The sequence below is a fragment of the Nitrosomonas sp. genome, from assembly GCA_031316255.1.
Classification (GTDB): Bacteria; Pseudomonadota; Gammaproteobacteria; order Burkholderiales; family Nitrosomonadaceae; genus Nitrosomonas.
Map to the genome: position 1 here is coordinate 1,055,105 of JALDQW010000001.1, position 23,635 is coordinate 1,078,739.

Annotated in this window: 20 protein-coding genes; 9 read left to right on the plus strand and 11 right to left on the minus strand. The window is 45.4% G+C overall.

Translation table 11 applies throughout. The features are described 5' to 3' along the window. Positions 1–140 precede the first annotated feature (140 nt). Entirely contained in the window at positions 141–545 is a 405-nt protein-coding gene (locus tag MRK00_04820) for a VOC family protein (protein ID MDR4516694.1), read from the plus strand. A gap of 90 nt (positions 546–635) precedes the next feature. Here the strand turns inward: MRK00_04820 and MRK00_04825 are convergent, their stop codons facing one another. From MRK00_04825 to rfbA, 5 genes are all read right to left on the minus strand, one after another. Beyond that, entirely contained in the window at positions 636–818 is a 183-nt protein-coding gene (locus tag MRK00_04825) for a hypothetical protein (GenBank protein ID MDR4516695.1), read from the minus strand. A 159-nt stretch (positions 819–977) separates the two neighbouring features. Beyond that, positions 978–1,808 carry an alkaline phytoceramidase gene (locus MRK00_04830; GenBank protein MDR4516696.1) on the minus strand — a complete coding sequence of 277 codons (831 nt, stop codon included), beginning with the start codon at positions 1,806–1,808 and terminating at the stop codon, positions 978–980. A 14-nt stretch (positions 1,809–1,822) separates the two neighbouring features. Next, a complete protein-coding gene (gene radA, locus MRK00_04835; protein ID MDR4516697.1) occupies positions 1,823–3,175 on the minus strand; it encodes a DNA repair protein RadA in 1,353 nt (450 codons plus the stop codon). Between the two features lie 18 nt (positions 3,176–3,193). Further along, positions 3,194–3,745 carry a dTDP-4-dehydrorhamnose 3,5-epimerase gene (rfbC, locus tag MRK00_04840; GenBank protein ID MDR4516698.1) on the minus strand — a complete coding sequence of 184 codons (552 nt, stop codon included), beginning with the start codon at positions 3,743–3,745 and terminating at the stop codon, positions 3,194–3,196. Between the two features lie 10 nt (positions 3,746–3,755). Next, the gene (gene rfbA, locus MRK00_04845; protein ID MDR4516699.1) at positions 3,756–4,637 is read right to left on the minus strand and encodes a glucose-1-phosphate thymidylyltransferase RfbA; all 882 of its coding nucleotides are present in this window, start codon (positions 4,635–4,637) and stop codon (positions 3,756–3,758) included. A gap of 322 nt (positions 4,638–4,959) precedes the next feature. On the opposite strand from rfbA, the gene MRK00_04850 reads away from it, so the two are divergent. Next, positions 4,960–6,618, plus strand: a complete 1,659-nt coding sequence (locus tag MRK00_04850; GenBank protein ID MDR4516700.1) for an ABC transporter ATP-binding protein/permease — start codon at positions 4,960–4,962, stop codon at positions 6,616–6,618. Here MRK00_04850 and MRK00_04855 read toward each other — a convergent pair whose 3' ends face one another. From MRK00_04855 to MRK00_04865, 3 genes are all read right to left on the minus strand, one after another. Continuing rightward, positions 6,619–8,487: a polysaccharide biosynthesis protein gene (locus tag MRK00_04855; protein ID MDR4516701.1), complete on the minus strand. Its 1,869-nt coding sequence runs from the start codon at positions 8,485–8,487 to the stop codon at positions 6,619–6,621. A gap of 1 nt (position 8,488) precedes the next feature. After that, positions 8,489–9,481 (minus strand): glycosyltransferase family 4 protein, encoded by a 993-nt coding sequence (locus MRK00_04860; protein MDR4516702.1) that lies wholly within the window; start codon positions 9,479–9,481, stop codon positions 8,489–8,491. A gap of 146 nt (positions 9,482–9,627) precedes the next feature. Further along, the gene (locus tag MRK00_04865; GenBank protein MDR4516703.1) at positions 9,628–10,845 is read right to left on the minus strand and encodes an alanine--glyoxylate aminotransferase family protein; all 1,218 of its coding nucleotides are present in this window, start codon (positions 10,843–10,845) and stop codon (positions 9,628–9,630) included. Positions 10,846–11,179: 334 nt separating this feature from the next. On the opposite strand from MRK00_04865, the gene MRK00_04870 reads away from it, so the two are divergent. From MRK00_04870 to MRK00_04895, 6 genes are all read left to right on the plus strand, one after another. Then, positions 11,180–12,325: an efflux RND transporter periplasmic adaptor subunit gene (locus MRK00_04870; GenBank protein MDR4516704.1), complete on the plus strand. Its 1,146-nt coding sequence runs from the start codon at positions 11,180–11,182 to the stop codon at positions 12,323–12,325. Next, positions 12,325–13,083, plus strand: coding sequence for an ABC transporter ATP-binding protein (locus tag MRK00_04875; protein ID MDR4516705.1), 759 nt, complete (start codon positions 12,325–12,327; stop codon positions 13,081–13,083). The genes MRK00_04870 and MRK00_04875 overlap by 1 nt, the downstream gene beginning before the upstream one ends. A gap of 86 nt (positions 13,084–13,169) precedes the next feature. Continuing rightward, complete coding sequence (locus tag MRK00_04880) at positions 13,170–14,393, plus strand: ABC transporter permease (protein ID MDR4516706.1); 1,224 nt, start codon at positions 13,170–13,172, stop codon at positions 14,391–14,393. 81 nt (positions 14,394–14,474) lie between these two features. Then, positions 14,475–15,134, plus strand: a complete 660-nt coding sequence (locus MRK00_04885) for an exopolysaccharide biosynthesis protein (GenBank protein MDR4516707.1) — start codon at positions 14,475–14,477, stop codon at positions 15,132–15,134. 641 nt (positions 15,135–15,775) lie between these two features. Then, a complete protein-coding gene (locus MRK00_04890; GenBank protein ID MDR4516708.1) occupies positions 15,776–16,825 on the plus strand; it encodes a multicopper oxidase domain-containing protein in 1,050 nt (349 codons plus the stop codon). Positions 16,826–16,853: 28 nt separating this feature from the next. Then, a complete protein-coding gene (locus MRK00_04895; protein ID MDR4516709.1) occupies positions 16,854–19,628 on the plus strand; it encodes a multicopper oxidase domain-containing protein in 2,775 nt (924 codons plus the stop codon). A 113-nt stretch (positions 19,629–19,741) separates the two neighbouring features. On the opposite strand, the gene MRK00_04900 is transcribed toward MRK00_04895, so the two are convergent. The 3 genes from MRK00_04900 to tyrS all read right to left on the minus strand — a co-directional run bounded on the left by MRK00_04900 (position 19,742) and on the right by tyrS (position 22,111). Then, a complete protein-coding gene (locus MRK00_04900) occupies positions 19,742–20,191 on the minus strand; it encodes a hypothetical protein (protein MDR4516710.1) in 450 nt (149 codons plus the stop codon). 133 nt (positions 20,192–20,324) lie between these two features. Beyond that, positions 20,325–20,825 carry a hypothetical protein gene (locus tag MRK00_04905; protein MDR4516711.1) on the minus strand — a complete coding sequence of 167 codons (501 nt, stop codon included), beginning with the start codon at positions 20,823–20,825 and terminating at the stop codon, positions 20,325–20,327. Between the two features lie 83 nt (positions 20,826–20,908). Beyond that, positions 20,909–22,111, minus strand: coding sequence for a tyrosine--tRNA ligase (gene tyrS, locus MRK00_04910; protein ID MDR4516712.1), 1,203 nt, complete (start codon positions 22,109–22,111; stop codon positions 20,909–20,911). 174 nt (positions 22,112–22,285) lie between these two features. On the opposite strand from tyrS, the gene MRK00_04915 reads away from it, so the two are divergent. After that, positions 22,286–23,626 (plus strand): M23 family metallopeptidase, encoded by a 1,341-nt coding sequence (locus tag MRK00_04915; GenBank protein ID MDR4516713.1) that lies wholly within the window; start codon positions 22,286–22,288, stop codon positions 23,624–23,626. Positions 23,627–23,635 lie beyond the last annotated feature (9 nt).

The following is a 23,635-nucleotide window of genomic DNA, read 5'->3' on the forward strand; positions in this document are numbered from 1 at the left end:
TTGATCATCGCATATTACATCGATTTGGTGAAGTTACCGATTGATATGTAATAATGCAAGACCCTAGCCTGTGCGCAAGTTTCTCTACGTGTGAGCATGGCATCGGGTTTTGTTGTAACCAAACTCAAAGGAGAAATCCCATGAAAAGTAATCAAAGCAACCCCGTCGTCTGGTTTGAAATTTATGTCCAGGATATGGAACGCGCCAAAGCGTTCTATGAAACAGTACTTGCAGTTAAACTGGAAAAAATGCCTGCTCCTACTCCTGAGAGCGTAGATATGGAGATGTGGAGCTTCCCCTCAGACAAAAGTACTGCTCAAACCACTTATGGAGCATGCGGAATGCTGGTAAAAATGATCGGAAAATCTTCTGGGTGTGGTGGAACGTTAATTTATTTTGCGTGTGAGGACTGCGCAGTGCAAGCCGCCCGTGCTGCCCAGAATGGCGGTAGTATTTTCAAAGAAAAATTCTCGATTGGTGAACACGGGTTTATTGCTCTTGCCTATGATACTGAGGGCAATATGATTGGCTTTCATTCCATGTAACATCCTGGAAATTATGAATAAAGAATTAATGCCGTCCCGTTACCTTTATAAACGGCCTATCTGTTTCCGTCTCTCTCGTCTGTCGGTGCCTCAATAGCCATTCCATAGTGCAGCAGGATGTGCCGACGCCAGGAGGCGCATCAATTGCAAACCGTGCAGTTCTTCCTGGCACACCACCCTGATATTTCCCCGTCCTTTCGTATAGACGTTATAATTGCCATAAATTGATAGGCCATACAATAGGAACCATAAATGATCCGCTCCATATTGCATGACAAAATTTGTTTAAACAGATTGCCGCGACCGTATTGAGCTTTGGCCTCATCCTGGTCACGCGATATGCGTGATTTTATTCATACCGGCGTTACTTTGCACTACCCGTTCGAACCATCCAATGCCTGAATAGTTAAATCAGCACCGATCAAGAGGAATTTATCCGGATATTTCCTTATGAACAGCTAATGATCTTTTTTGCAACATCTTTACGATCCACCAGATTGCCAAAGCAGCAAGTAGGTGTTTTACAGTATGTCCGCTGATTACCTGACCGGCATCAAAAATCTGCTGATCCAGTGTTTCAGCCAGTTTTGCTAATGCGTAGAGTCCAATTATCTTGTAAATATCGTGTCCATGCGTGTAACGGGAAGGCAGGAGCAGGCTGAGCAGCACAACCAGCAGCAACGAATAGAATTGAATCACAATATAATAATTCAGATTACCAATGCCGCGCTGTTCACCCATATACCAGTAAATCACGCTACCGGCCCCCATCAGGACAAGTATCGGTAACGCACGCACGCCTAATTTTGGATGAATACGTTCTGAAAGCGCGGCTGCAAGCAAAGCCGTCACACCTACCGCAATGGGCAATCGATCCCAGAGCAGGCTGATATTGTCAGGCGCCCAGTGATAGTAGGCAGAACCCGGCGCAGTCATAATGACACTCGTAAATAAAACGAGGTATGGCCAGTATTCTGCTGATGTAACAAATTTCTGCTGTGTCTGGCGCTGATTTGACAACTGGTATGAGTGCCAGAGAAACACCAGTCCAGCAAGCCCGCTCAACACAATCGCCAGATTGGAAGCCACGTTCATAAAATTCGGAATACCAAACAGGGTGCGTTGATCCGCAAACTGATGATAGGTTTGCGGCTGGGAAATGGGCGGCATGGCCGCGGCCAGCAGCAAAACGACCACAGAAAACAGCAACAACGCTGTTAATCGCGTGCGCACTTTCTGATCAGTGGTTTTTGCTGGCATCATTAACAGTTCAACCGTTATCCATACATATGCGCCACCGCATCAGCGATTCTACCGACGGCAGTAATATCCATACCTGAAACAGGCTGTCTGGGCTGGTTAGCCAACGGAATAATCGCACGGGTAAAACCGAGCTTGGCCGCTTCTTTCAAGCGTTCCTGCCCACGTTGCACAGGACGCACTTCACCGGCCAGACCCACTTCGCCGATCACCACCATTTTCTCCGCCAGCGGCTTGTTTTTAAGGGATGAAACAACCGCGAGCAGGATTGCGAGATCCGCGCCGGGTTCGGTGATTTTCACCCCGCCGACTGCATTCACAAAAACATCCTGATCGAAACAGGGAATACCGGCATGACGATGCAAGACGGCCAGCAACATAGCCAACCGATTTTGTTCCAGACCGACGCACAGCCGTCTTGGATGCGGCGCACGCGCTTCATCCACCAACGCCTGAATTTCAACGAGTAACGGACGTGTACCTTCCTGCGTCACCATAATACAGGAACCGGCCACCTGACTGTCATGATGCGACAAGAACAAAGCCGAAGGATTCTTGACTTCACGTAATCCTTTGTCACTCATGGCAAATACACCGAGTTCATTAACCGCACCAAAACGATTCTTGAAAGCCCGGACCAAACGGAAACTCGAATGCATGTCGCCTTCAAAATACAAAACCGTATCGACCATATGCTCCAATACACGTGGCCCGGCCAATGCACCTTCCTTGGTGACATGACCAACCAGAATAACTGAAGTGCCGCTGGCTTTAGCCAGTCTTGTCAACTGGGCAGCACACTCGCGCACCTGCGCCACCGAACCCGGCGCAGATTGCAGCACATCTGAATAAATCGTCTGGATGGAATCGATAACCGCCACATTAGGTTTATATTCATTCAATACTGTCTGGATTTTTTCCAGCTGTATTTCCGCAAAAAGCTGCACAGCCTGTACATTCAACGCAAGACGCCGTGCACGCAGCGCCACCTGTTGCGCCGACTCTTCACCACTGATATAAAGCACCCGGTGCTGCCCCGACATATGCGCTAAAGCTTGCAGCAATAAAGTAGATTTGCCAATTCCCGGATCGCCACCCAGCAGCACAACCCCACCGCGCACCAGGCCGCCGCCAAGCACCCTGTTAAGCTCTGCAATGCCAGTCGAATAACGTTGTTCTTCCTGTGCTTCGACATCACTCAGGTTCTGCACCTGCCCTGTTTCGGATATCGGGCTAAACCGCGCAACCTGTTTCTCGGCTACCGTTTCAATAAGCGTATTCCAGGATTGGCAGTGCGGACACTGTCCCTGCCATTTTAATATCTGGCCGCCACATTCCGTACAAACATATACCGATTTCTGTTTTGCCATGAATTGTTAGTCAGGTGGTTACATATCCTCATAGACCTCGGCTAATTTGAACAGCTCGCCTTGTGCATCCTTGTCTGAAAGCATTGGCGTGCAGCCAATGGGCCAATCAATGGCCAACGTTGGGTCATTCCAGATAATACTGCGTTCATGTTGCGGCGCCCAGTAATCCGTTGTCTGATACAGGAACTCTGCATAATCCGATAACACTATAAACCCATGCGCAAAGCCTGCCGGCACCCAGAGTTGGGCTTTATTCTCGGCGTTGAGAATTTCCCCAATCCATTGACCGAACGTTGGCGACGACCGGCGTAAATCAACAGCCACATCATACACTTCACCAACGACAACACGCACCAGTTTTCCCTGTGGTTGCCTGATCTGGTAGTGCAGTCCACGCAGTACATTTTTGGCTGATCGCGAATGGTTTCCCTGAACAAATGTCACATGCGCGCCAATTGACTGGTCAAACTGGCGTTGATTGAAACTCTCAAAAAAAAACCCGCGTGTATCGCCAAAAACCTGTGGTTGCAATAAGAAAACGTCGGGTATTGACAGTTGTGTCGCTTTCATCGATCAAGATTCATTTTTTGTGTTTCAATACCTGTAACAAGTATTGCCCATAACCGTTCCTAGCCAAAGGCACCGCCAACGCTTCAAGCTGCGCGGCATCAATCCAGCCTTGCCTGAATGCGATTTCCTCCGGACAAGCAACCTTGAGTCCTTGCCGGTGCTCGATCATTGCCACAAAGTGACTCGCCTCCAGCAGCGATTCATGCGTACCGGTATCCAACCAGGTATAACCACGCCCCATTATTTCGACATGAAGCGCCGTCTGCTCCAAATAAATCCGGTTAATATCGGTAATTTCCAGTTCATTTCGATGTGAGGGTTTAATACTTTTGGCATAATCAACTACTTGCCGGTCATAAAAATACAAACCGGTCACTGCATAATTAGATTTAGGTTGCGAGGGTTTTTCTTCCAGATTAACGGCCCGCCCAGCAACATCAAACTCAACCACACCATAGCGTTCAGGATCCTGCACATGATAGGCAAAAATGCTCGCACCTGAAGAACGCTCCATGGCACTTGACAGCAAATGATTTAGGTCATGGCCATAAAAAATATTATCGCCCAGAACGAGTGCTGAACAATTATTGTCGATAAAAGATTCACCGATAAGAAAAGCCTGCGCCAACCCACCCGGCGACGGCTGTACGGCATAAGAAATATCAAGTCCCCACTGATGTCCATCACCCAGCAGCCGTTCATAATGCGATAAATCCATCGGTGTCGATATTATCAGCAGATCACGAATACCCGCCAGCATCAAAACGCTCAGCGGATAGTACACCATCGGCTTATCAAAAACAGGCAATAGCTGCTTGGAGATGACCTGGGTTACGGGATACAACCGGGTACCCGATCCGCCCGCCAGGATAATACCTTTTCTTTGACACATACAATGATGCGTATTATCTTTTTCCGAATCTACTGCTGGTAGGGTCACTTGTTGCGCCATTTAATAAATCAGCCCGTCCTGATCAAAGTTACTTGAAGCAATTCAATTAGATGCATGTGGACAAGGCTACGGGTCTGTCTTTTATCAAGACAGACTTCTCTATAATCAGTTTAAAAAATAATTATTGTACTCTATTCGCTAAAGAAGACACAAAACCCAAGTAAGCACTTCTGACTTAAAATAATGATTGAAAAATACGCCGATCAATTAAATTATGCCTAACACGCAATAGACTACTGTCAAAACAGCCTCATATCGACATATGCTTCACATACATCACTATAAACGGCTTGCAGGTAACATGACTTCCTGCTGGAAATTTTTTTTCTGGGCATTTTGGGCGCTCTTGATCATGGCTGTAGCCCTGTCAATTTTTCCCATTCTTGTTCAACACATTCTGCATGCCACTTTTATTCAGCAAAATTCTGCGACGATACAATCAAACTTGCTGGCCATTGCGATACTACTGTTTATTTTCGGTCTCTCCAATTTTGTTGGCCATTATTTGATGAGAAAAGCAGGCAATCACCTCTGCATGCAACTGAACACCGATTTATTTAATACGCTGCTTAACCTGCCTGTTCAACATTATCAATACCTGGATAAACAACAGACAACCCATTCAGCTTTGAGCAGTATAAAACAGATTTCCCAGTCAGCAATGCGAATAATTACCACACTAGTACGTGATTCGTTGATTATCATCAGTCTGATATTCTGCCTGTTCTGGATTGAGCGGGATTTTGCACTACTTGTTCTTCTGTTGATTCCGTTTGCAACAATCATATTACAAGTCATACAGGGGCAACACTCTGCAAATCTTCGATCGGACACCCCAACATTGAACAAACTTGCCAATCATCTGCAACGGTCCATGAAAAATTTCCGGCAGATCAGACTTTATGGCGGCCAGCATCAGGAATACCAGCGTTTAAAAAAAGAAGCCTTATCATTACAGGATAATGAGTCGCAACAAGTCAACTACAAAACATTTATTGCTTTGTTGTGTCAACTCGTCATGTTATTTATTGCTGTGGCAATCGTTTATCTCATGACCCAACAATCCTTACGAGGCCATTTCACACTTGATCAAATCGGTGCATTTGTTATGGCCTCACTGTTACTGATTACCCCTGTCAGACGTTTGGCGGGAATTTCTCGGACATTACACAATGAGCAAAATCATCTGGAACGGATTTTCTCTTTACTCGATCTGAATGCAGATTCAGATCACAATCACAAGACAATTGCCGAAGTTGCAGGCAAGTTAACATTTGAACATGTTTGTTTTTTTGATCATAAGCCGGAAAAAGCCGTACTCAACCGGATTAATCTGGAAATCACTCCGAAAAAGACGGTTGCCATCGTTTGCAAAGACAAACAGATTTGTTCCCGGCTCATTGATTTGCTGCTTGGTTTTTATCAACCGGAAACGGGAAAAATGTTGCTGGAGAATGTGCCATTTACCGAAATCAAACAGGCTGACTTGCTTGCCCAGTTCGCCTTGGTCTCGCATGATTCAGTAATCTTGAATGAGAAAGTTGCCGGCAATATCGCTTATGGCGTTACCCGATGCGCCCATGAGGCAAGCATCACTGCGGCCGCTCAAGCCGCCCTGGCTTCAGAATTTATACGAGAAATGCCCAATGGCCTGCAAACGCGTGTTGATGAGAACGGCGCCAGCATGACCAACGAGCAATGGCAGAAAATTGAAATAGCACGCGCACTGCTTAAAAACGCACCCATCCTGATTATGGACAACGTATGGTTTCAATCATCTGCACACACGTCATTCAATAAAGCGCTTACTAAACTGATACAAAACCGCACCACAATCCTGGTCATGCAGGCGATGCCAGCAACCAGAAAAAATATTGATCATGTTTATTTACTGGAACAAGGCATGATCAACGAAAAATAATCAATGAACGCTCTCGCCATTGGGTATATATTCCGGCACCCACTGTGCCAATTCTTTTCGCGCCTCTTCATCATTTAACGTTTTGATTTTTTCAAAACGCGCCACCAATGCAACAAGCCATTGCTCATTAACTTCGGGAGCCTGCGCGATACGCAATTTAGTGTGTGGTGTCGGCACCGTATTTTCATCGGCCAATAACAATTCTTCGTGTAATTTCTCTCCTGGACGCAACCCCGTATAAACAATACGAATATCATCTTCACCCAGGCCCGACAATCGTATCAAATCACTGGCAAGCTCCGTAATTTTCACGGGGTCGCCCATATCCATAACAAAGATTTCACCCCCACCTTTCAATCCGCCCATCAGTCCCGCCTGCAAAACGAGTTGCGCAGCCTCCGGAATCGACATAAAGTAACGGGTCATATCGGGATGTGTGACCGTAATCGGACCACCCTCAGCAATTTGTTTGCGAAATTTTGGAATAACACTGCCTGCACTGCCCAACACATTACCAAAGCGCACCATTACAAAACAGGTAATCTGTTCACGATTGCTGTTTGATTGCTGCATTGCCTGACAAACCATTTCCGCCAGGCGTTTACTCGCTCCCATGATGTTAACGGGATTAACCGCCTTGTCGGTTGAAACAAGTACAAATTTCTCCACCTTGTAGCGAATCGCCATGCTGGCTAAAATATACGTGCCCATGACATTATTCAAAACCGCCTGCCAGGCATTTTCATCTTCCATCAGCGGAACATGTTTATAGGCTGCTGCATGAAAAACAACGGTTGGCTTAAATTGCTTAAAAAGCTGTTCCAAACGTGCACCGTCTTTAATATCCCCGATGACAAACGACATTGAAGTCTCAGGAAAATTTGCCAGAAATTCCTCCTGTACACAATAAAGCGCATATTCATTGAGTTCCAGCAACACAAGATGCGTCGGTTGGAACGCGATAATCTGACGGCATAATTCCGCACCAATTGAACCGCCGACACCCGTAATCAATATCGTCTTGCCCGTCAAAAAACCATGCAAGCCTTCATCATCGAGTACAACCGGCGCTCTGCCCAATAAATCATCCAGTTGGATCTCACGAATTTGTGACACGGTTGTTTTACCATTGATAAGATCCTGGTAAGAAGGAACAATCATTGCTTTAACGCCCATACCCGAGCACATTTCCAGAATATGGCGATGCATTCGATGAGAAAGGGAAGGCATGGCAATAATGACATGACCCACATTTAATTTCTGCACCCAATGCGGCAAATTATCAATAACACCTAATACACGCACACCGCGCAAACGTGTTCCAAGTTTTCTCGGATCATCATCCAACATGCCCACCACGTGCCAGTCACGACTGCTCGCCAGATCTTTGACAAGATTAACTGCGGTATTCCCAGCACCCAATATCAGCGCCAATTTACCTTCATAATTCTCTAGGCTATATAAACGACGCTCTTTCCATGCACGATAAATCAGGCGGCTGCTGCTCATGATCATCAATAACAAGATTGGCGCAAGAATATTAACCGAAAGCGGCACAACACCAAGGAACCCAAGTGGCCAGAAAATAATATTAATCAAGGTTGCACTCAGCAACACTACAACTGTAATCCGCTTTAGATCCGGAAGACTGGCATAACGCCACAACCCCCTGTACAACCCAAGCCATAAAAAAATAACTGCCTGAACCGGCAGTATCCAGGGCAAAAGATCAAAAAATAACGTAAAAGGTATGACTGAAATCTTAAAATCAAAATAAAACAGAAACGCAAGCAACCAAGCCACAATAACCGCAATCAGGTCATGGGAGAATGCAATAACTGAACGTATTTCGTATTTGTTTTTAAGCATGTTATCGTTTGTCTGCATAAAGCATCTGACCCAGATCAGCCATCAGCATTAATCCCAGATAAATAAACCCCCAAATTATTGCAACAACAAGCTGAATAGTCATAGTCTGGCCATTCGCCCATACTGCACTTGCGCCTACCGTCAGCATCAGACCGTAACTCAGCAGCGCCGTATTTTGATGACCCAAGCCACTTTGCACCATTCGTTGATAATAATGCTCACGATGCGCCAGCCAGATCTTTTCACCGGACAAAAACCGTTTTACGAGTGTTACCGTCGCATCGGCAATAAACGGCGAAAAAATCAATAACGGCAGCCATAAAGACCACAAATCATTTATCCATCCAAGTATCCCCAGAACCGCTGCCAGATAACCCAACGGTATAGCACCGACATCACCGAGAAAAATGCGCGCCGGATAAAAATTATGAAACAAAAAACCCAATGACGCTGCTGCAACCGTAAAATTGACTAGAGCAAAATTGATATCTCCGGACAGATAAGCCGCCAGTCCGTAGTATCCAAACCCGATTAAAGCCATGCCACCAGCCAACCCATCAGAACCATCCATAAAGTTAAACAGATTAGACATCCATATCACGGTCAGCATACCTATCAAAACAAACAGCCAGTCTTGCGCATCAAACTGAATCGTAATACAGAATCCAAACGCAACCAGCGTATGCATCAGTAACCGGCACCAAACGGGTACTTTCCAAAGATCATCCATAATGGATATACCTGCGAGTACACATATCCCCAGCCAAACGAAGACAGGAAGCATTGCTGAAAAAACCAACCAAGCCGACAAGGCACCGAATAACAATCCTACACCACCAATTCGCGGCACCGGAACAGAATGCAATGATCTTGAATTAGGATAATCCAGGATCGCAATAGTTTTCTGCCTGATGAGCCATAAAATTGAATAGTAAGAAAAAAAAATTGCTAACAGTGAAGCAGCAATAATGAACAACGGAGAACCCAGCAACATAGCGATCGGATTATCCCAATTTCATTTTTCTAGCACCGTTCTTTTCCAGTGAAAAACATAAGCTGTAAAAGAACGGTTTAAGACGTAATAAGACACACTGAATTTTCGGACACACACTCCGAAAAAACTGAATTCCTTTTCTAGATCTAAGGCATCGGATTTGCAGCGTAATTCTGATGTGCCGCCGATTCTGCAGCACCCCGTTTCAGGTTCATACCCATATCAGACAGAACTGCTTCCAATGCATTTAGACACATCAGTACATTCTCAACCCTGCTTGACGTACCCATTAAGCCAAAACGCCAGACTTTTCCGGCAAAATCTCCAAGTCCCGCGCCAATTTCCAGACTGTATTCACCGAGTAATCTGTCGCGCACGGCTTTATCATTGATCCCTTCTGGGATATAAACCGAATTAAGTTGCGGCAAACGGTATTTTTCGTCAACGACATAACTAATACCCATGGTTTCCAGACCCGCCTTAAACGCTTCATGATTGCGTTGATGCCTTGCCCATGAATGCTCCAGGCCTTCTTCATACAACATGATGAGTGATTCGTGCAGCCCATAGAGTGAATTGGTCGGTGCAGTGTGATGATAAGTACGCGCAGAAGTGCCCCAGTAACCCAATAGCAGATTAATATCCATAAACCAGCTGTGAACTTTGGTTTTACGATTTTTCACAAAATCAGTTGCACGCTCTGAAAAGCTGACCGGTGACAATCCTGGCGGACAGGACAAACATTTCTGACTGCCGGAATAAATACCATCAATACCCCATTCATCAACTCTGATGGGCGACCCACCCAATGACGTTACAGTATCGACTATGGTCATGGCATTATTACTGCGCGCAATGCCGCACAGCGTTTTGGCATCGGAAAGCACACCGGTTGATGTTTCGGCATGAACAAACGCCAGAACTTTGGCATCGGGGTTTTGCTTGAATGCATCTTCAACTTTCTGTGGATCGACCGGCTCGCCCCACTTGTCGTCGACAACAACGGCAACACCACCGTGACGCTCGACGTTTTCAATCATCCGCCCACCAAACACACCATTACGGCAGACAATTACTTTATCACCCGGTTCAATCATATTGACGAAGCACATTTCCATACCCACAGAACCGGGCCCGGAGACTGAAAATGTCATCTTGTTCTTGGTCAAAAAAGCATAGCGTAACAAATCTTTGATTTCTTCCATCATATCCGCAAAAACCGGATCAAGATGGCCAAGTGTAGGGCGCGCCATGGCCGTTAAAACGCGATGATGCGTATCGGATGGGCCTGGCCCCATTAAAACACGCTGGGGTGGATAAAATGTCGTTAATTTTTTTTCGGGACGAAAATCTTCGATAGTCATGAACAATCCTAGTATTATTGTAAAGTAAAGTTTTTTATAAAAGTTAAGTTCGCAATTTTAACAAGTGATTGGAAAATTTACTATAAACACAGCTGTATTCAGTCAATTTAATTTATCAAAATAACATGAAACAGAACCGAACAATACCATTCAGTTCATTGAACCCGTCTCACCATGGCTTGTCTCAGTGTAATTCCATCGAGTAAACCGATCATTCATAAAATGAAACCATTTCATAAAAAGACGCAGATTTTGACGCACAAGTGACGCTGTCATGTAACATTAATCATTTTGCCTGTTCATCAATTTCTCAAATGCGTTCCAACTTTTATCCATGTCTATTCGCAACACTCCATCAATTGTCATAGCACTTATCCTAATTATTCCGGTTTCGATCTACTGGTATACGCGAGACAGCGGCGAATCCAAAACCAATTCTTATCTTGCACGCACACTTGATCAAGGCGACATTATACAAACCATATCCGCTAACGGCACACTGACGCCGGTCGTTCTCGTCAATGTTGGCACACAGGTTTCAGGTACAGTCGCCAAACTGCATGTCGATTTCAACGATCAGGTCGAAATTGGTCAGATTTTAGCGGAACTGGACCCTGCGTTACTGCAAGCACAGTTGCAACAATCCAGAGCCAGCCTCCTCAGTGCGCAAACACAATACAACATCACCGACAGCAAATTAAAACGCCACCACAAGCTGCACGAGCAAGGGTTCATCTCGTTCGAAGCTTTGGATATCGTTAAACAGGAACTGGACGCAGCACGCGCGCAACTGGCGGTCAGTCAGGCACAGGTCGAAAGAGACCGCGCCAATCTGAATTATAGTATTATCAAATCACCAATCTCCGGTGTGGTTATTGCCCGTGATGTTGATATCGGCCAAACCGTTGCCGCAAATTTTCAGACGCCCATCCTGTTTCAGATTGCAAAAGACTTACGTGAAATGCAGATCAATATCAGCGTTGCAGAAGCAGATATCGGTCTGTTACGTATAGACCAGCCGATCAATTTTACCGTTGACGCATACCCAAACAGTATTTTTACCGGCACTGTCAAACAGGTGCGTCTCAACCCGACCATCCAGGAAAACGTAGTCACCTATAATGTCGTGGCCATGGTTAACAACGTTGACGGCTCGCTCCTGCCGGGCATGACCGCCAACATCCATTTTGTCGTCGATCAACGGCAAAATGTGCTGCGAATTTCTAATGCAGCGCTGCGTTATCAACCCAAAGATTCCGATTCAAGTGCAGAGCAACGTCATAATCGACAGAATGGTCAGTCCTTAGTCTATCGCCTAATCGATGACAAACCAGTCGCAACCCATGTTACAACCGGCATCACCGATGGAAATCATACTGAAATTGTTGCCGGCGACGTCAAGGCGGGAGACACCGTAATTATTCGGGAAAAAAGCGATAAAAAAGATTCCGAACCCCAATTCAGATTAAGAATGTTCTGATGTCAACAAGCCACTCAAATTCCACATCACCCGCTTTAATCCGAATAACGCAACTAAACAAAAGCTACACGCTCATCGATGCCGCAGGAAAAAATATAGAGAACCCGGTTCTGAACAATATTAACCTGTGCATCGAAAAAGGTGAATTTGTCGCCATCATGGGCCATTCCGGCTCGGGGAAATCGACCCTGATGAACATTCTGGGTTGCCTGGACACACCCACAAGCGGCGATTACTGGCTGGAAAACCAGAACATTGCCACGCTATCCAACGATGCGCTTGCACGCATCAGGAATCGTTACATTGGCTTTGTTTTCCAGGGATTTAATCTGTTAAAACGCATGACTGCCCTCGATAATGTTGCGACACCACTGCTCTATGCAGGGGAAAATCGTGCTGCAAGCCGTAACAGAGCACTGGAACAACTACGCCGCACCGGACTGGAGAAATTTGCCATGCACCACCCAAACCAGCTATCTGGCGGCCAACAGCAGCGCGTTGCAATCAGCCGCGCACTTGTCAACCAGCCCCCGTTGATACTAGCCGACGAACCCACAGGCAATCTTGACACGCAGACAAGTAAAGAAATTATGACGCTTTTTGAACAGCTTAATCAAGAGCAAGGCATCACCATTGTGCTGGTCACTCACGAAAATGAAATCGCCGCTTACGCTGACAGACTGATACGCATCCAAGACGGAAACATCGTCTATGACGGCAATCAGGTACTTGAGAACAAACCGGTCCCGATTGCATGATTCGCACACGGTATTTTTCAGTAAACCCAGCCTAAACAGCATAGTAATGAAACAGTATTTAATTCATCACAGGCAACCGAAATAAAATGAACTTCGCCACCATTATGGGAGAAGCGTTGCGTGCTTTGCGTATGAACCGTTTGCGCACCGGGTTGACCATGCTCGGCATGATTATCGGAGTAGCCGCGGTTGTTTTAATGCTCTCCATCGGACAAGGCGCACAAACCAAAATCAACCAGTCCATTGAAACAATGGGCAGCAATCTCTTTATTATTGTACCGGGCGCAACATCTTCTGGCGGCTTTAGTTTTGGCAGCGGCAGCGTAAGAACCTTAACCATCAATGATTCAAAAGCAATTGCTGAATTACCTGTTATAAACGCAACAGGCCCGGTCATCAGTGGAAACGCGCAACTGAATTTTGGTGCAAAAAACTGGAGCACGATGATTACCGGCACCACAGTGGACTATTTTACAGTGGGCAACTGGGAAATAGAGGACGGCACAATATTCCAGGAATCTGACGTCAGATCGGCAACACGCGTTGCCGTACTCGGCGCCGTAACCGCCAACAACCTGTTTGGCGAAGTCAATCCTGTTGGCAAAAGCATTCGCATTACCAACCGCCCATTCCTGGTCGTTGGCGTCCTGGCCGCCAAAGGACAAAGCCTGAGCGGGCGCGATCAAGACGATAATGTTTTCATACCGATTACCACCAGCGAGCGCCAGATTACCGGCAACCAGTTCCCCGGATCCATCCGTTATATGCTGGTTCAGGCAAAATCATCCGACTTGATGGAAGAAGCCGAAATTGAAATCACGCAATTGCTGCGGCAACGTCATCGCATCTCTGACGGAATGGAGAATGACTTTACTGTACGCAACTTAACCGCAATCGCCGATGTCGCCACCGGCACCGCAAAAATCCTGTCCATTGTACTCGGTGCAATTGCATCCATCTCATTACTGGTAGGCGGTATCGGCATCATGAATATTATGCTGGTATCCGTAACCGAGCGCACTCGAGAAATTGGCATACGCATGGCCATCGGCGCTAATCGCCGCGCTATTCTTATTCAATTTCTGCTGGAGGCCATGATGATCTGCTTTATGGGCGGTTTGATTGGCGTAGTCCTCGGCATCGGCGGCGCATGGATAATCAGCCAGCTTATCGATATGTTAGTTGTCATAACATCGAGTATGATTTTACTGGCTTTTATGTTTGCATCTGTTGTAGGCATTTTTTTCGGTTTTTATCCGGCTCGAAAGGCGGCATCGCTCAAACCGGTGGACGCGCTCCGTTATGAGTAATAATGGTAGCAAATCGCTTATTGTTACTTTACCAAAAGCCGTTTATCTGGAAAGATACGTGTATAAAATAGGAAACAATCGATGAGCACTAATTTTAACGACAATAACAAGGAGCAAACCACTCAAAACGGTAACAACAAGGAACGTTCCACTTCTGAGTTACTGGAAAATGTCGTTGTTGTTTACCGAAGCGAAATTTTGACAGTAGGAGAAATCAAGAACTCCCTGCATGAACGTGGTTTTGGTGTCTTATTGGCAATCGCCGCGCTGCCACTTTGTCTTCCTGTTCCCGTACCGCCGGGCTATACCACCTTTTTTTCCATCCCATTGTTTATATTTTCGATACAAATGATTATTGGAATGCAGGCGCCCTGGCTGCCGCTCTGGATTGAAAAGAAGGAAATCAAACGCACCAGCCTGGAAAAACTGATTGCCAAGGCGAGCCCTTTGCTCAGGAAAATAGAAAAACGGCTGCAGCCACGCCTGACGTATATCAGCGTACATACATGGGAAAGAATCATCGGTATTTTTGCATTTGTTTTTGCCCTGTCGATTTCTCTACCAATACCCTTGACAAATTTCCCGCCGGGCTGGGGAATTCTTATCATGTCGCTCGGCTTGCTCAGTAAAGACGGCATCACCATATTGATCGGCATGATTGTTGGCACCATAGGCGTTGGCATTACCATGATCATTCTGGTATTGCTATGGATGGGGATGTCGCTGCCATCATTTTACTGAAGGCACCACTAATAATCGCCCCTTCATATCAATCAAATGCAGCGTCAACATTTTTTCTCGTCTCATCTTGTTTGAACGCTGAATTTTCTGAAACACCCTGAATAAACATTCTCAGTCCTTTTTTACAGCGGACTCGCAACGTATAACACGCCATAACCTTTTGTTTTTTGGTTTTCAGCTTCCATTCCACTCGCTTATTTCACAAATTAATACAATAAAATCTAGGTGTTATGATCATAATTCACCGATCTGGAATTTCAATATATTGACAAAATGTCGAGAAAATTTACAGTACCTTTTTGTTCCAAAACAAGAAAACTCAGCACGTCCAATTAAAAAAAAACCTTTTCAAATCAGTTTTCTGAACCGACTTCACAAATATTGCAGATCACTTATCCCTATGTTTAGAAAGGTCTTTTCACACAAAAAAAGCGTCGATATTCTTTACAGTACAAAATTATTTTTCGGATTTATGAACAGTTCAAAAAATTTATTTATTCTTTCTCTTAATAACCCACTGCTTTTATGTCAAGAAAATTTTTGGGCATAAATCTTGCTAGTAAATATTCGTGGGTAAATCTTTTTTTACACCATTTTCTTTTTGAAAACCAAAAAGACTAATATACAGAGGGCTAACTATTATGAAACACAATACTTTTGTTTCAGCGGATTTGTATTGTCCGCAACCAGTACCACGGACGGTTAAACCCGTTCTTAATACGAGGCAAAGATGGCGACTGTCGGCTTGCATCCTGTTCTGTTCCATTTTCTTGCTTGGAATCCAGGCGGTCTTTGCGAACGGAACAGGGAAAATACATGAAATTGAATTATGGGCCGAGAAAATACCGGCGGGCGCTCAAGGTGGCAATGCCCTTTATGCGTATCGCATGGCCGGGCATATCATCAAGGAAGGCGAGACGGAAACTGACGTCACATCCAGATATGTCCTAGAGCCCATAATTCCGGGACCAACGATTATTATCGACGAGGGTGATGAAGTTGCGCTTACCTTGAAACATGTATTTGATCCGGGTAATTCAGCCACACTGGAACAGGTCAGTGTTCATGTGCATGGCGTGCACTACGACATTCACAGCGACGGCACTATTGAATATATCAATATGGTCGCCGACGAAAGCGCCACACCCACCATGAGTTATACCTACCACTGGGTTGCAGCGCCCGGAACCGCTGGCACATGGGCGTATCACGATCATAACATGATCACGCTGAATGGCGCCGAAGACAGGGGTCTTTTTGGTGCACTAATTGTTAACAATCAGTCCGCCGTTCAGATAGCAGGTAACGGCAATAAAACCACCAGCGCTCCTTTTTCCAGCATAGAAAAAGAATACGTCTTGTTCATCGGCGATGATGCATTCTGGGGCACTGAAATCAATAACCTGACAGGTCAGCAAACACCGCTCTGGCATAACCCAACACTTTCTGCACAGCAGAACAGCAATGTCCGTATTCATCTGATAGCACTGGGAACCAACACGCATCAATTTAAATTCCCCGGTTATCGATGGATTGATCCAGGAACCAATGTGATTATCCAGGAGAAAATAATAGGGCCGCTTGAAAAACATGTTTTTGCAATCAAAGCAAACCATAGTTCCGTCTACAAAGACCAGGCCTTCGCAAGTCAATCACTGGGTATGAAAGGTAATTTTCAGGCGTTACCCTGAAATCAGATCACAATAAAAGGACATTAAAATGAAATCTATTGTTTTTGGATTTAATACAAAAACAATGGCGGTTCTGATTGGGTTCATGACCACATTGTTTTTCTCAAGCATTGCATTGGCAACGACCACGCATACCATTAATCTCACTGCAGAAACATTACCGAACGGTCAGCTCGGCTACAAAATGGTCAGCCATGACGGTTCAAGCCATAATTATCCGGCGGATGCCGTTATTCCCGGCCCATCGCTGTTTGTGCAGCAGGGTGACACCGTTAATATCTCACTCACCAATAACACAAACGCTCCCGTAGGAATCAATATACCGGGGATACTGATGGGCGCAGCCGAAGCTGCCGCGAGCGGCGGTTCACAGAATTATTCGTTTGTCGCCAGCCAGGCGGGAACCTATCCCTATCACGACGAAGGTTCAGCATTACTGGGGCTTTTTGGCGCACTGGTAGTTAATGCTGCCGACGGTTCAGTACAAAGCTATATAGACAGCGACGGCACCATTATACCGACTGACGCCGCTGATCTGGACAAGGAATATATCATGTTCATGGTCGGCTCCACATTCTGGGGCGCCGAAATCGCCAATGGCACGCAAACGCCGCTGTGGACCAACCCTGTACTGGGCGCGACACTGGACGATGTCGTGCGTTTCCATGTGCTGTCTATTGGCCATGATCACACGTTCCATTTGCATGCACATCGCTGGCTAGACGAAATTGCACCCGCCAATCAGGGCGCTATTCCAAGTATTATTGACGTTAAAATTTTGACTGGAAAAGCGGATAGTCATGCGTTTACAGTCAAGGCCGGTACCGGTGTGGGCGCAGGCATGTGGCATTTGCACTGTCATGTGGTGTCGCATATGGAATCAGGTATGGCTGCACGGTTCCGGGTGGATGAACCCAGTGCAACTTCCGGCGTCAGTATGGCAGGTGCAACACCCTATGGAGCGATTCTACTGGGTACAACCAATGATCCGGGAATCGTCACTTTTGAGATCTCTGATGAACCTGGCAGTTGGTTCAGAAGCGCACGTTCTGACGCACTTGCGCCAATCACCAAAACGCGCTCGCTTGAAATAATGTCACCCGGAAGCAGTGCACACTTCATTATGTCCGATACCAATGCGGTGCACACCATAACAACCCTGCTCTGGCCTAGCGACGCCAATAGTGGTGAGCAACACGCTATTCCGTTTGATCAGACCAAAGCATACCGTGGCGGCGGTATCGTAAAACTGGACACACCGGGACTGTATGTGTTTACCTGTAAAATTCATCCGTACATGTTTGGTGCGGTTATCGTAGATGATCCCAGTACAACGGGATTTGATTTGGGCACCAAAATCGATCTGGTAACGGGTATTAATGGTCTACCAACAATTAGTGATTTGGCTACCCGGCTGCTGAGAACTTTCTTTGTGGCAACCACACAGGAAAACTGGAAAGACTACACATCGGCCGCACCATGGACGGTCAACTATCCCGATGTCTCCGTAGCGATTGGTGATTTGGACGGCAATCTTGTCGATAACGTACCGCTAAAAGCTGTGCTTGAAGCACGATATGGTCAGGATATTGAACTGGCTCCATTATCTAATCCCGCAACACCGGGTATCGGTGAAGTATGGATTAATACCCAGTTTGAAAAAACAGCTAACAAAACCAAGCCCGGGACTATTACCGTACTGGACACAACAAACTGGACAATCAAGCGTAAAATAGCATTGCCCGCGATTAACATGAATCATCCGCATAACATGTGGAGCAATCGCGATCAATCTATTGTTTTCCAGACACAATGGTTTGACGACAAACTGACGTTTATCGATCAGACCAATGGTCAGATGATCGAAAATATTCGAATCGGTGATTCGCCATCACATGTCATGACCATGCCAAACAACGATGATATTACCGTGGCGATCAATGGCGAAAACAGGGTTGTTAACATCCCGGCGGGAACAACAACACCGGATTCCAGTATCCCCACACAATTGCCTGGACAAATCCCGGCGAATCCTCATGGACATTGGATTACACCGGACGGCAAGATTATCACACCAAATATCAACACGTCGGATACAGGCTTTTATGACGGCAGTACCGGCAATATTCTTGCGCGACCTGCAGCAGGAGCAGATGGACTCCACGGCCCACATCCAATCGCAATCGGTATCGGCGTTAATAAAGTTTACACTTCCAATCTGCTGCAGCACTCTATGGATGTCTATGATTTTGATGGCAATCGCATAAAAACCATTAATTTGATAGCAGACTATGATCCAGTCAGTCCGACGGGGCCAACTACTCTGACAGATAAGGACGGTGATGGGTTGATAACCGCAGGCGTATTGCCAATTCAAACTCCGGTTGACCCGACCGGGCGTGTAGTCGTTACTGCAAATACTGGCGGCACGATTACCTTGATTGATACCAGCATCGATCAAGTGGTCGCCATGCTGCCATGCGACCCGGGTTGCCATGGTGTTAATTTTGGCGCCAAAGCAGGTGGCGGTTATTACGCCTATGTTTCCAGCAAGTTCTCGAATCGATTGATTGTGGTCGATCCAGATCCAAATAACGACGGCAATTTTTCGGATGCAATCATTGCCGGCACCATATCCATGGCTGACAACAGCGCAACAACAGATGATGCAGTAGTCAGTCTAGCGGGTATGGGCGGACAAGGTGTGCTGCCAATTCCCAATGTGTATAACGGTTGGGTGCAGAATTTGCCAGACAATTGGAAAAATGGTCTGACAGAGGCACAAATGAATCCGGTTCCATAGATTCAATTAACTTAACTTCAGAGATGCGGAAGCACTTCTGAACGAAAAAACCGTGCACCAAAATTGATTTTGGTGCACGGTTTTTTTAAGTGTTTAAACCTCAAACCATTAATTTATACAGACCCCAGATTCAGGTCATCGGAGATAGGTTTATCCAGCAGGATTCTACGCTCTGCTGCACGCAGCTTGTTTAAAAAAACGCTCAATTGAATATAAAAGCCGTCATCTGCAATTAAACGAATCCATTCATCACCATCCGGATCATTTTCATCCAGGTTGCGCCAGAAAAAACTGGAAAATTCCTGGAACGGAATTGGACGCGCCGCTATTAGATCAGCCTCGTTCTGTTGACTGATCCACTGCTGTCGCCGTTTTATCAAACCGTTAGCGCCCTTGTAAACAATGACGGACAAGTAATCATACAAATCGGTAGTACAACGTATCCGGCCAGTTTCAGTACATTCACGCCCATTCAATAGATTGGCAATCAATTCTTGCAGAATCATTGATGAAACTTTGAGACTGACACCTGTTTGCAGTGTGTAAATTTTATCGAGAGACATGGGTCAATTCGATCATTAATTTAAATAGAGATTTGATTTTCAATTATTGTTAAGGTTCATTCCTGGAGCTGATGTCTCCAATTCAACTTCAGTTGCGGGGAATTTTTATGCTGTAGCATCAAACAATATACTTTTACTCATAACGCATAAACTCCTCCGCCAATGCGTCAGCACCATGACGGTTAATCAACGATTCAATCTCAGCAAGCAAGGCATCGTCTTCATCCTCATCAAGCACGCCATCGCCCACGAGTCTTGCAGGCAATCCCATGGCAATAGCTTCCCTGATTGTCTCCAGCGTTGGCGGGCTTTCTTGATCCCTGCTGTTTATCACCGCATCAATCACTCTGGACAATGGTTCACTGGCACTATTTTGTACAAAATCATGCGCTAACGCCGTTTCTCCAAATTCCTCAATGAGTGCATCCAATTCGTCCAGCAACGAATTATTCACATCAAAATGATGTATTTGTTCCGTTTCCGTATATGCTGTTGAAAGCAAGCCGGTTAAATAATCGCGTATGATCGCTAATGTTATATACTCATCCGGCTCCGAATTATTTATACATTTCTCAATCAGGATGGACAGACTGGAGCTTACACGTGTAGAAACATCAATTGGGTTGCGAATCATGGTCTTTTCCTTAAAGAGAGTTCGACAAGCACTCTGGTTTTGTCAACGATAATTACGTTACGATACTGCAATCTCACAACTGGTCATGAAATAGTTACCCTGGCGAATTTTCGCTTACCGACCTGAACGATAATTGTCTCATTACGTTTAATTTTGAGGGATTTGTCATCGATTTTTTCCCCATTCAATTTAACGGCACCCTGATCAATCATGCGGAGCGCTTCGCTTGTGCTCGCTGTTAAGCCACTTTGTTTCAATAACTGAGTCAACAGCACGTCGTTATCAGTAATCTGTATGGCTTTTTCCGGCAGGTCATCCGGCAACACGCCACGTTTGAAACGCGCCTCAAAATCATCCAAAGCTGCCTCGGCTTCTTTCCGGCCATGAAAACGGGTAACAATTTCCTGTGCAAAAATGACTTTGATATCTCTTGGATTACGACCCGCCTTGACTTCCTGCTGCCATTTTCGAAGGGTTTCAATGGACTCAAAAGACAACAATTCAATATAACGCCACATTAACTGATCCGAGACCGACATCAATTTTCCAAATATTTCTTTAGGGCTTTCAGTTATGCCAACATAGTTATTGAGCGATTTTGACATTTTATTGACGCCATCCAAACCTTCCAGCAAAGGCATCATGAGAATGCACTGCTGCTGCTGCTCAAAATGTCTTTGCAATTCGCGCCCCATCAAGAGATTGAATTTCTGGTCTGTACCACCTAATTCCAGATCTGCCTTGAGCGCCACCGAATCGTAACCTTGCACTAATGGATATAAAAATTCATGAATCGCAATAGACTGATTGTTACGATAACGCTTTTCGAAATCATCACGCTCCAACATACGCGCGACAGTATATGTAGCAGCCAATTTGATCATACCTGCGGCATCAAATTTATCCATCCAGGTTGAATTAAAGACAATTTCGGTCTGTTCGGGGTTGAGAATTTTGAATACTTGACTGGTATAAGACTGCGCATTTTCAGCCACTTGTTCGCGTGTCAAAGGTGGGCGTGTAGCATTCTTACCGCTTGGATCGCCGATCATACCGGTAAAGTCACCGATTAAAAACAGAACATGATGACCCAAATCCTGTAGCTGGCGCAGCTTGTTAAGCAAAACGGCGTGCCCGAGATGCAAATCTGGCGCAGTGGGGTCAAACCCTGCTTTCACCCGTAGCTGTTTTCCGGAATTAAGCTTGATTTCCAGCTCTTTTTCAATTAATAGCTCATGGCTACCATGCTTTATGATCTCTAATTGCTTACTAACTGTTTCGTTCACAATAAATTTTAAAAGTAAATAGTTTGTCAACCGGATTGTATCCGTTTAAATTTTTTTCCAATTCTACTATTTGTGAATTGTACTTAGGTGCAATGTTTTTATTTTTTCATGTTAAAATCAAAATATATTTGTAGCATGACATGGATTGAACTACTATAAGGGGGATTTATTTGTATGCAATTTGTGCCAATTCGCAGCAAATCAAGAATTCTAGCTCAAAAACCATCCCGTCTGACCAAAAAAACACTTCGCTGGTTAATCGTTTTATCAACTGTTCCATTATTTGGATTTGTCACTGCATTTGGTATAGCACCTCATTCATCTTCCCTTCAGGATATTCATATTGAAGAAGTTGTTCGTGACTTATATCTTCCGGAAATACGACCAGAACTGAAATCCGGTTCAGGTGAATCATACTGGCGACAAGAAGTCATTCGGCGCGGCGATACGATAGCAGCAATTCTTGATCGGTTGAATGTCAATCAACAGGACAAATTGGATTTTTTACGTGAAGCCCGGGATAGTCGCGCAATGCGCCAATTAAATCCGGGAAAAATTATTCACGCACAGACAACCGCAGATGGCAGTCTGCTGATGTTGAGATATTTCTTCGGAAAAGAAGAACTATTTTTGATGGAAAAAACAGATCAAGCGCTCAAGATGACCGAGCAAAGAATTGAGCTTGAATCTCAAATACAAATGAAATCCGGAACAGTGAATAGCACATTGTTCGCCGCAACTGATCGTGCAGGCATACCCAGCAACGCCGCCGCCCAAATGATTGATATATTTGCTTCCGATATCGATTTCCACCGGGATTTACGTAAAGGTGATCGCTTTACAATTGTTTATGAAACCTTGCTGGATAACAATGGAGAATTTGCCAAAACGGGCAAGGTTTTAGCTGTTGAATTCGTCAATAATAACAAAACATATCAGGCGGTATATTTTCAGTCTTCAAACGGCGACTTTGGTTATTACACACCAGCAGGTGAGAGCTTGCGCAAGGCTTTTCTGAAAGCACCACTCGAATTCTCCCGAATCAGTTCCGGTTTTACCAATGCACGTTTCCACCCTGTTCTTAAGAAATGGAGAGCGCATAAAGGTATTGATTATGCCGCGCCAACAGGTACACCGGTCCAGGCGACTGCAAACGGCACGGTAGCTTTTGCCGGCACGCAAAGAGGATATGGCAAACTCATCGTCCTTAAACACACCGGTACATACGAAACAGCCTACGGACATTTATCCGGTTTTGCAAAAGGACTGGCCAATGGAGCGCGTATCAAACAAGGCGATATTATTGGATATGTCGGCATGACGGGCATGGCGACCGGTCCGCACCTGCATTATGAATTGCGCGTTGACGGCGTACAGCGGGATCCGTCAAAAATCATTCTGCCAACAGCACCGCCGATTGCCAAAAAGGATATACCGGCTTTCGAAAACGAGACACAATCTCTAGTTGCAAGACTGGATATCATGCGCAACCTTCATCTCGCATCGTTAAACTAAAAAGGTTAT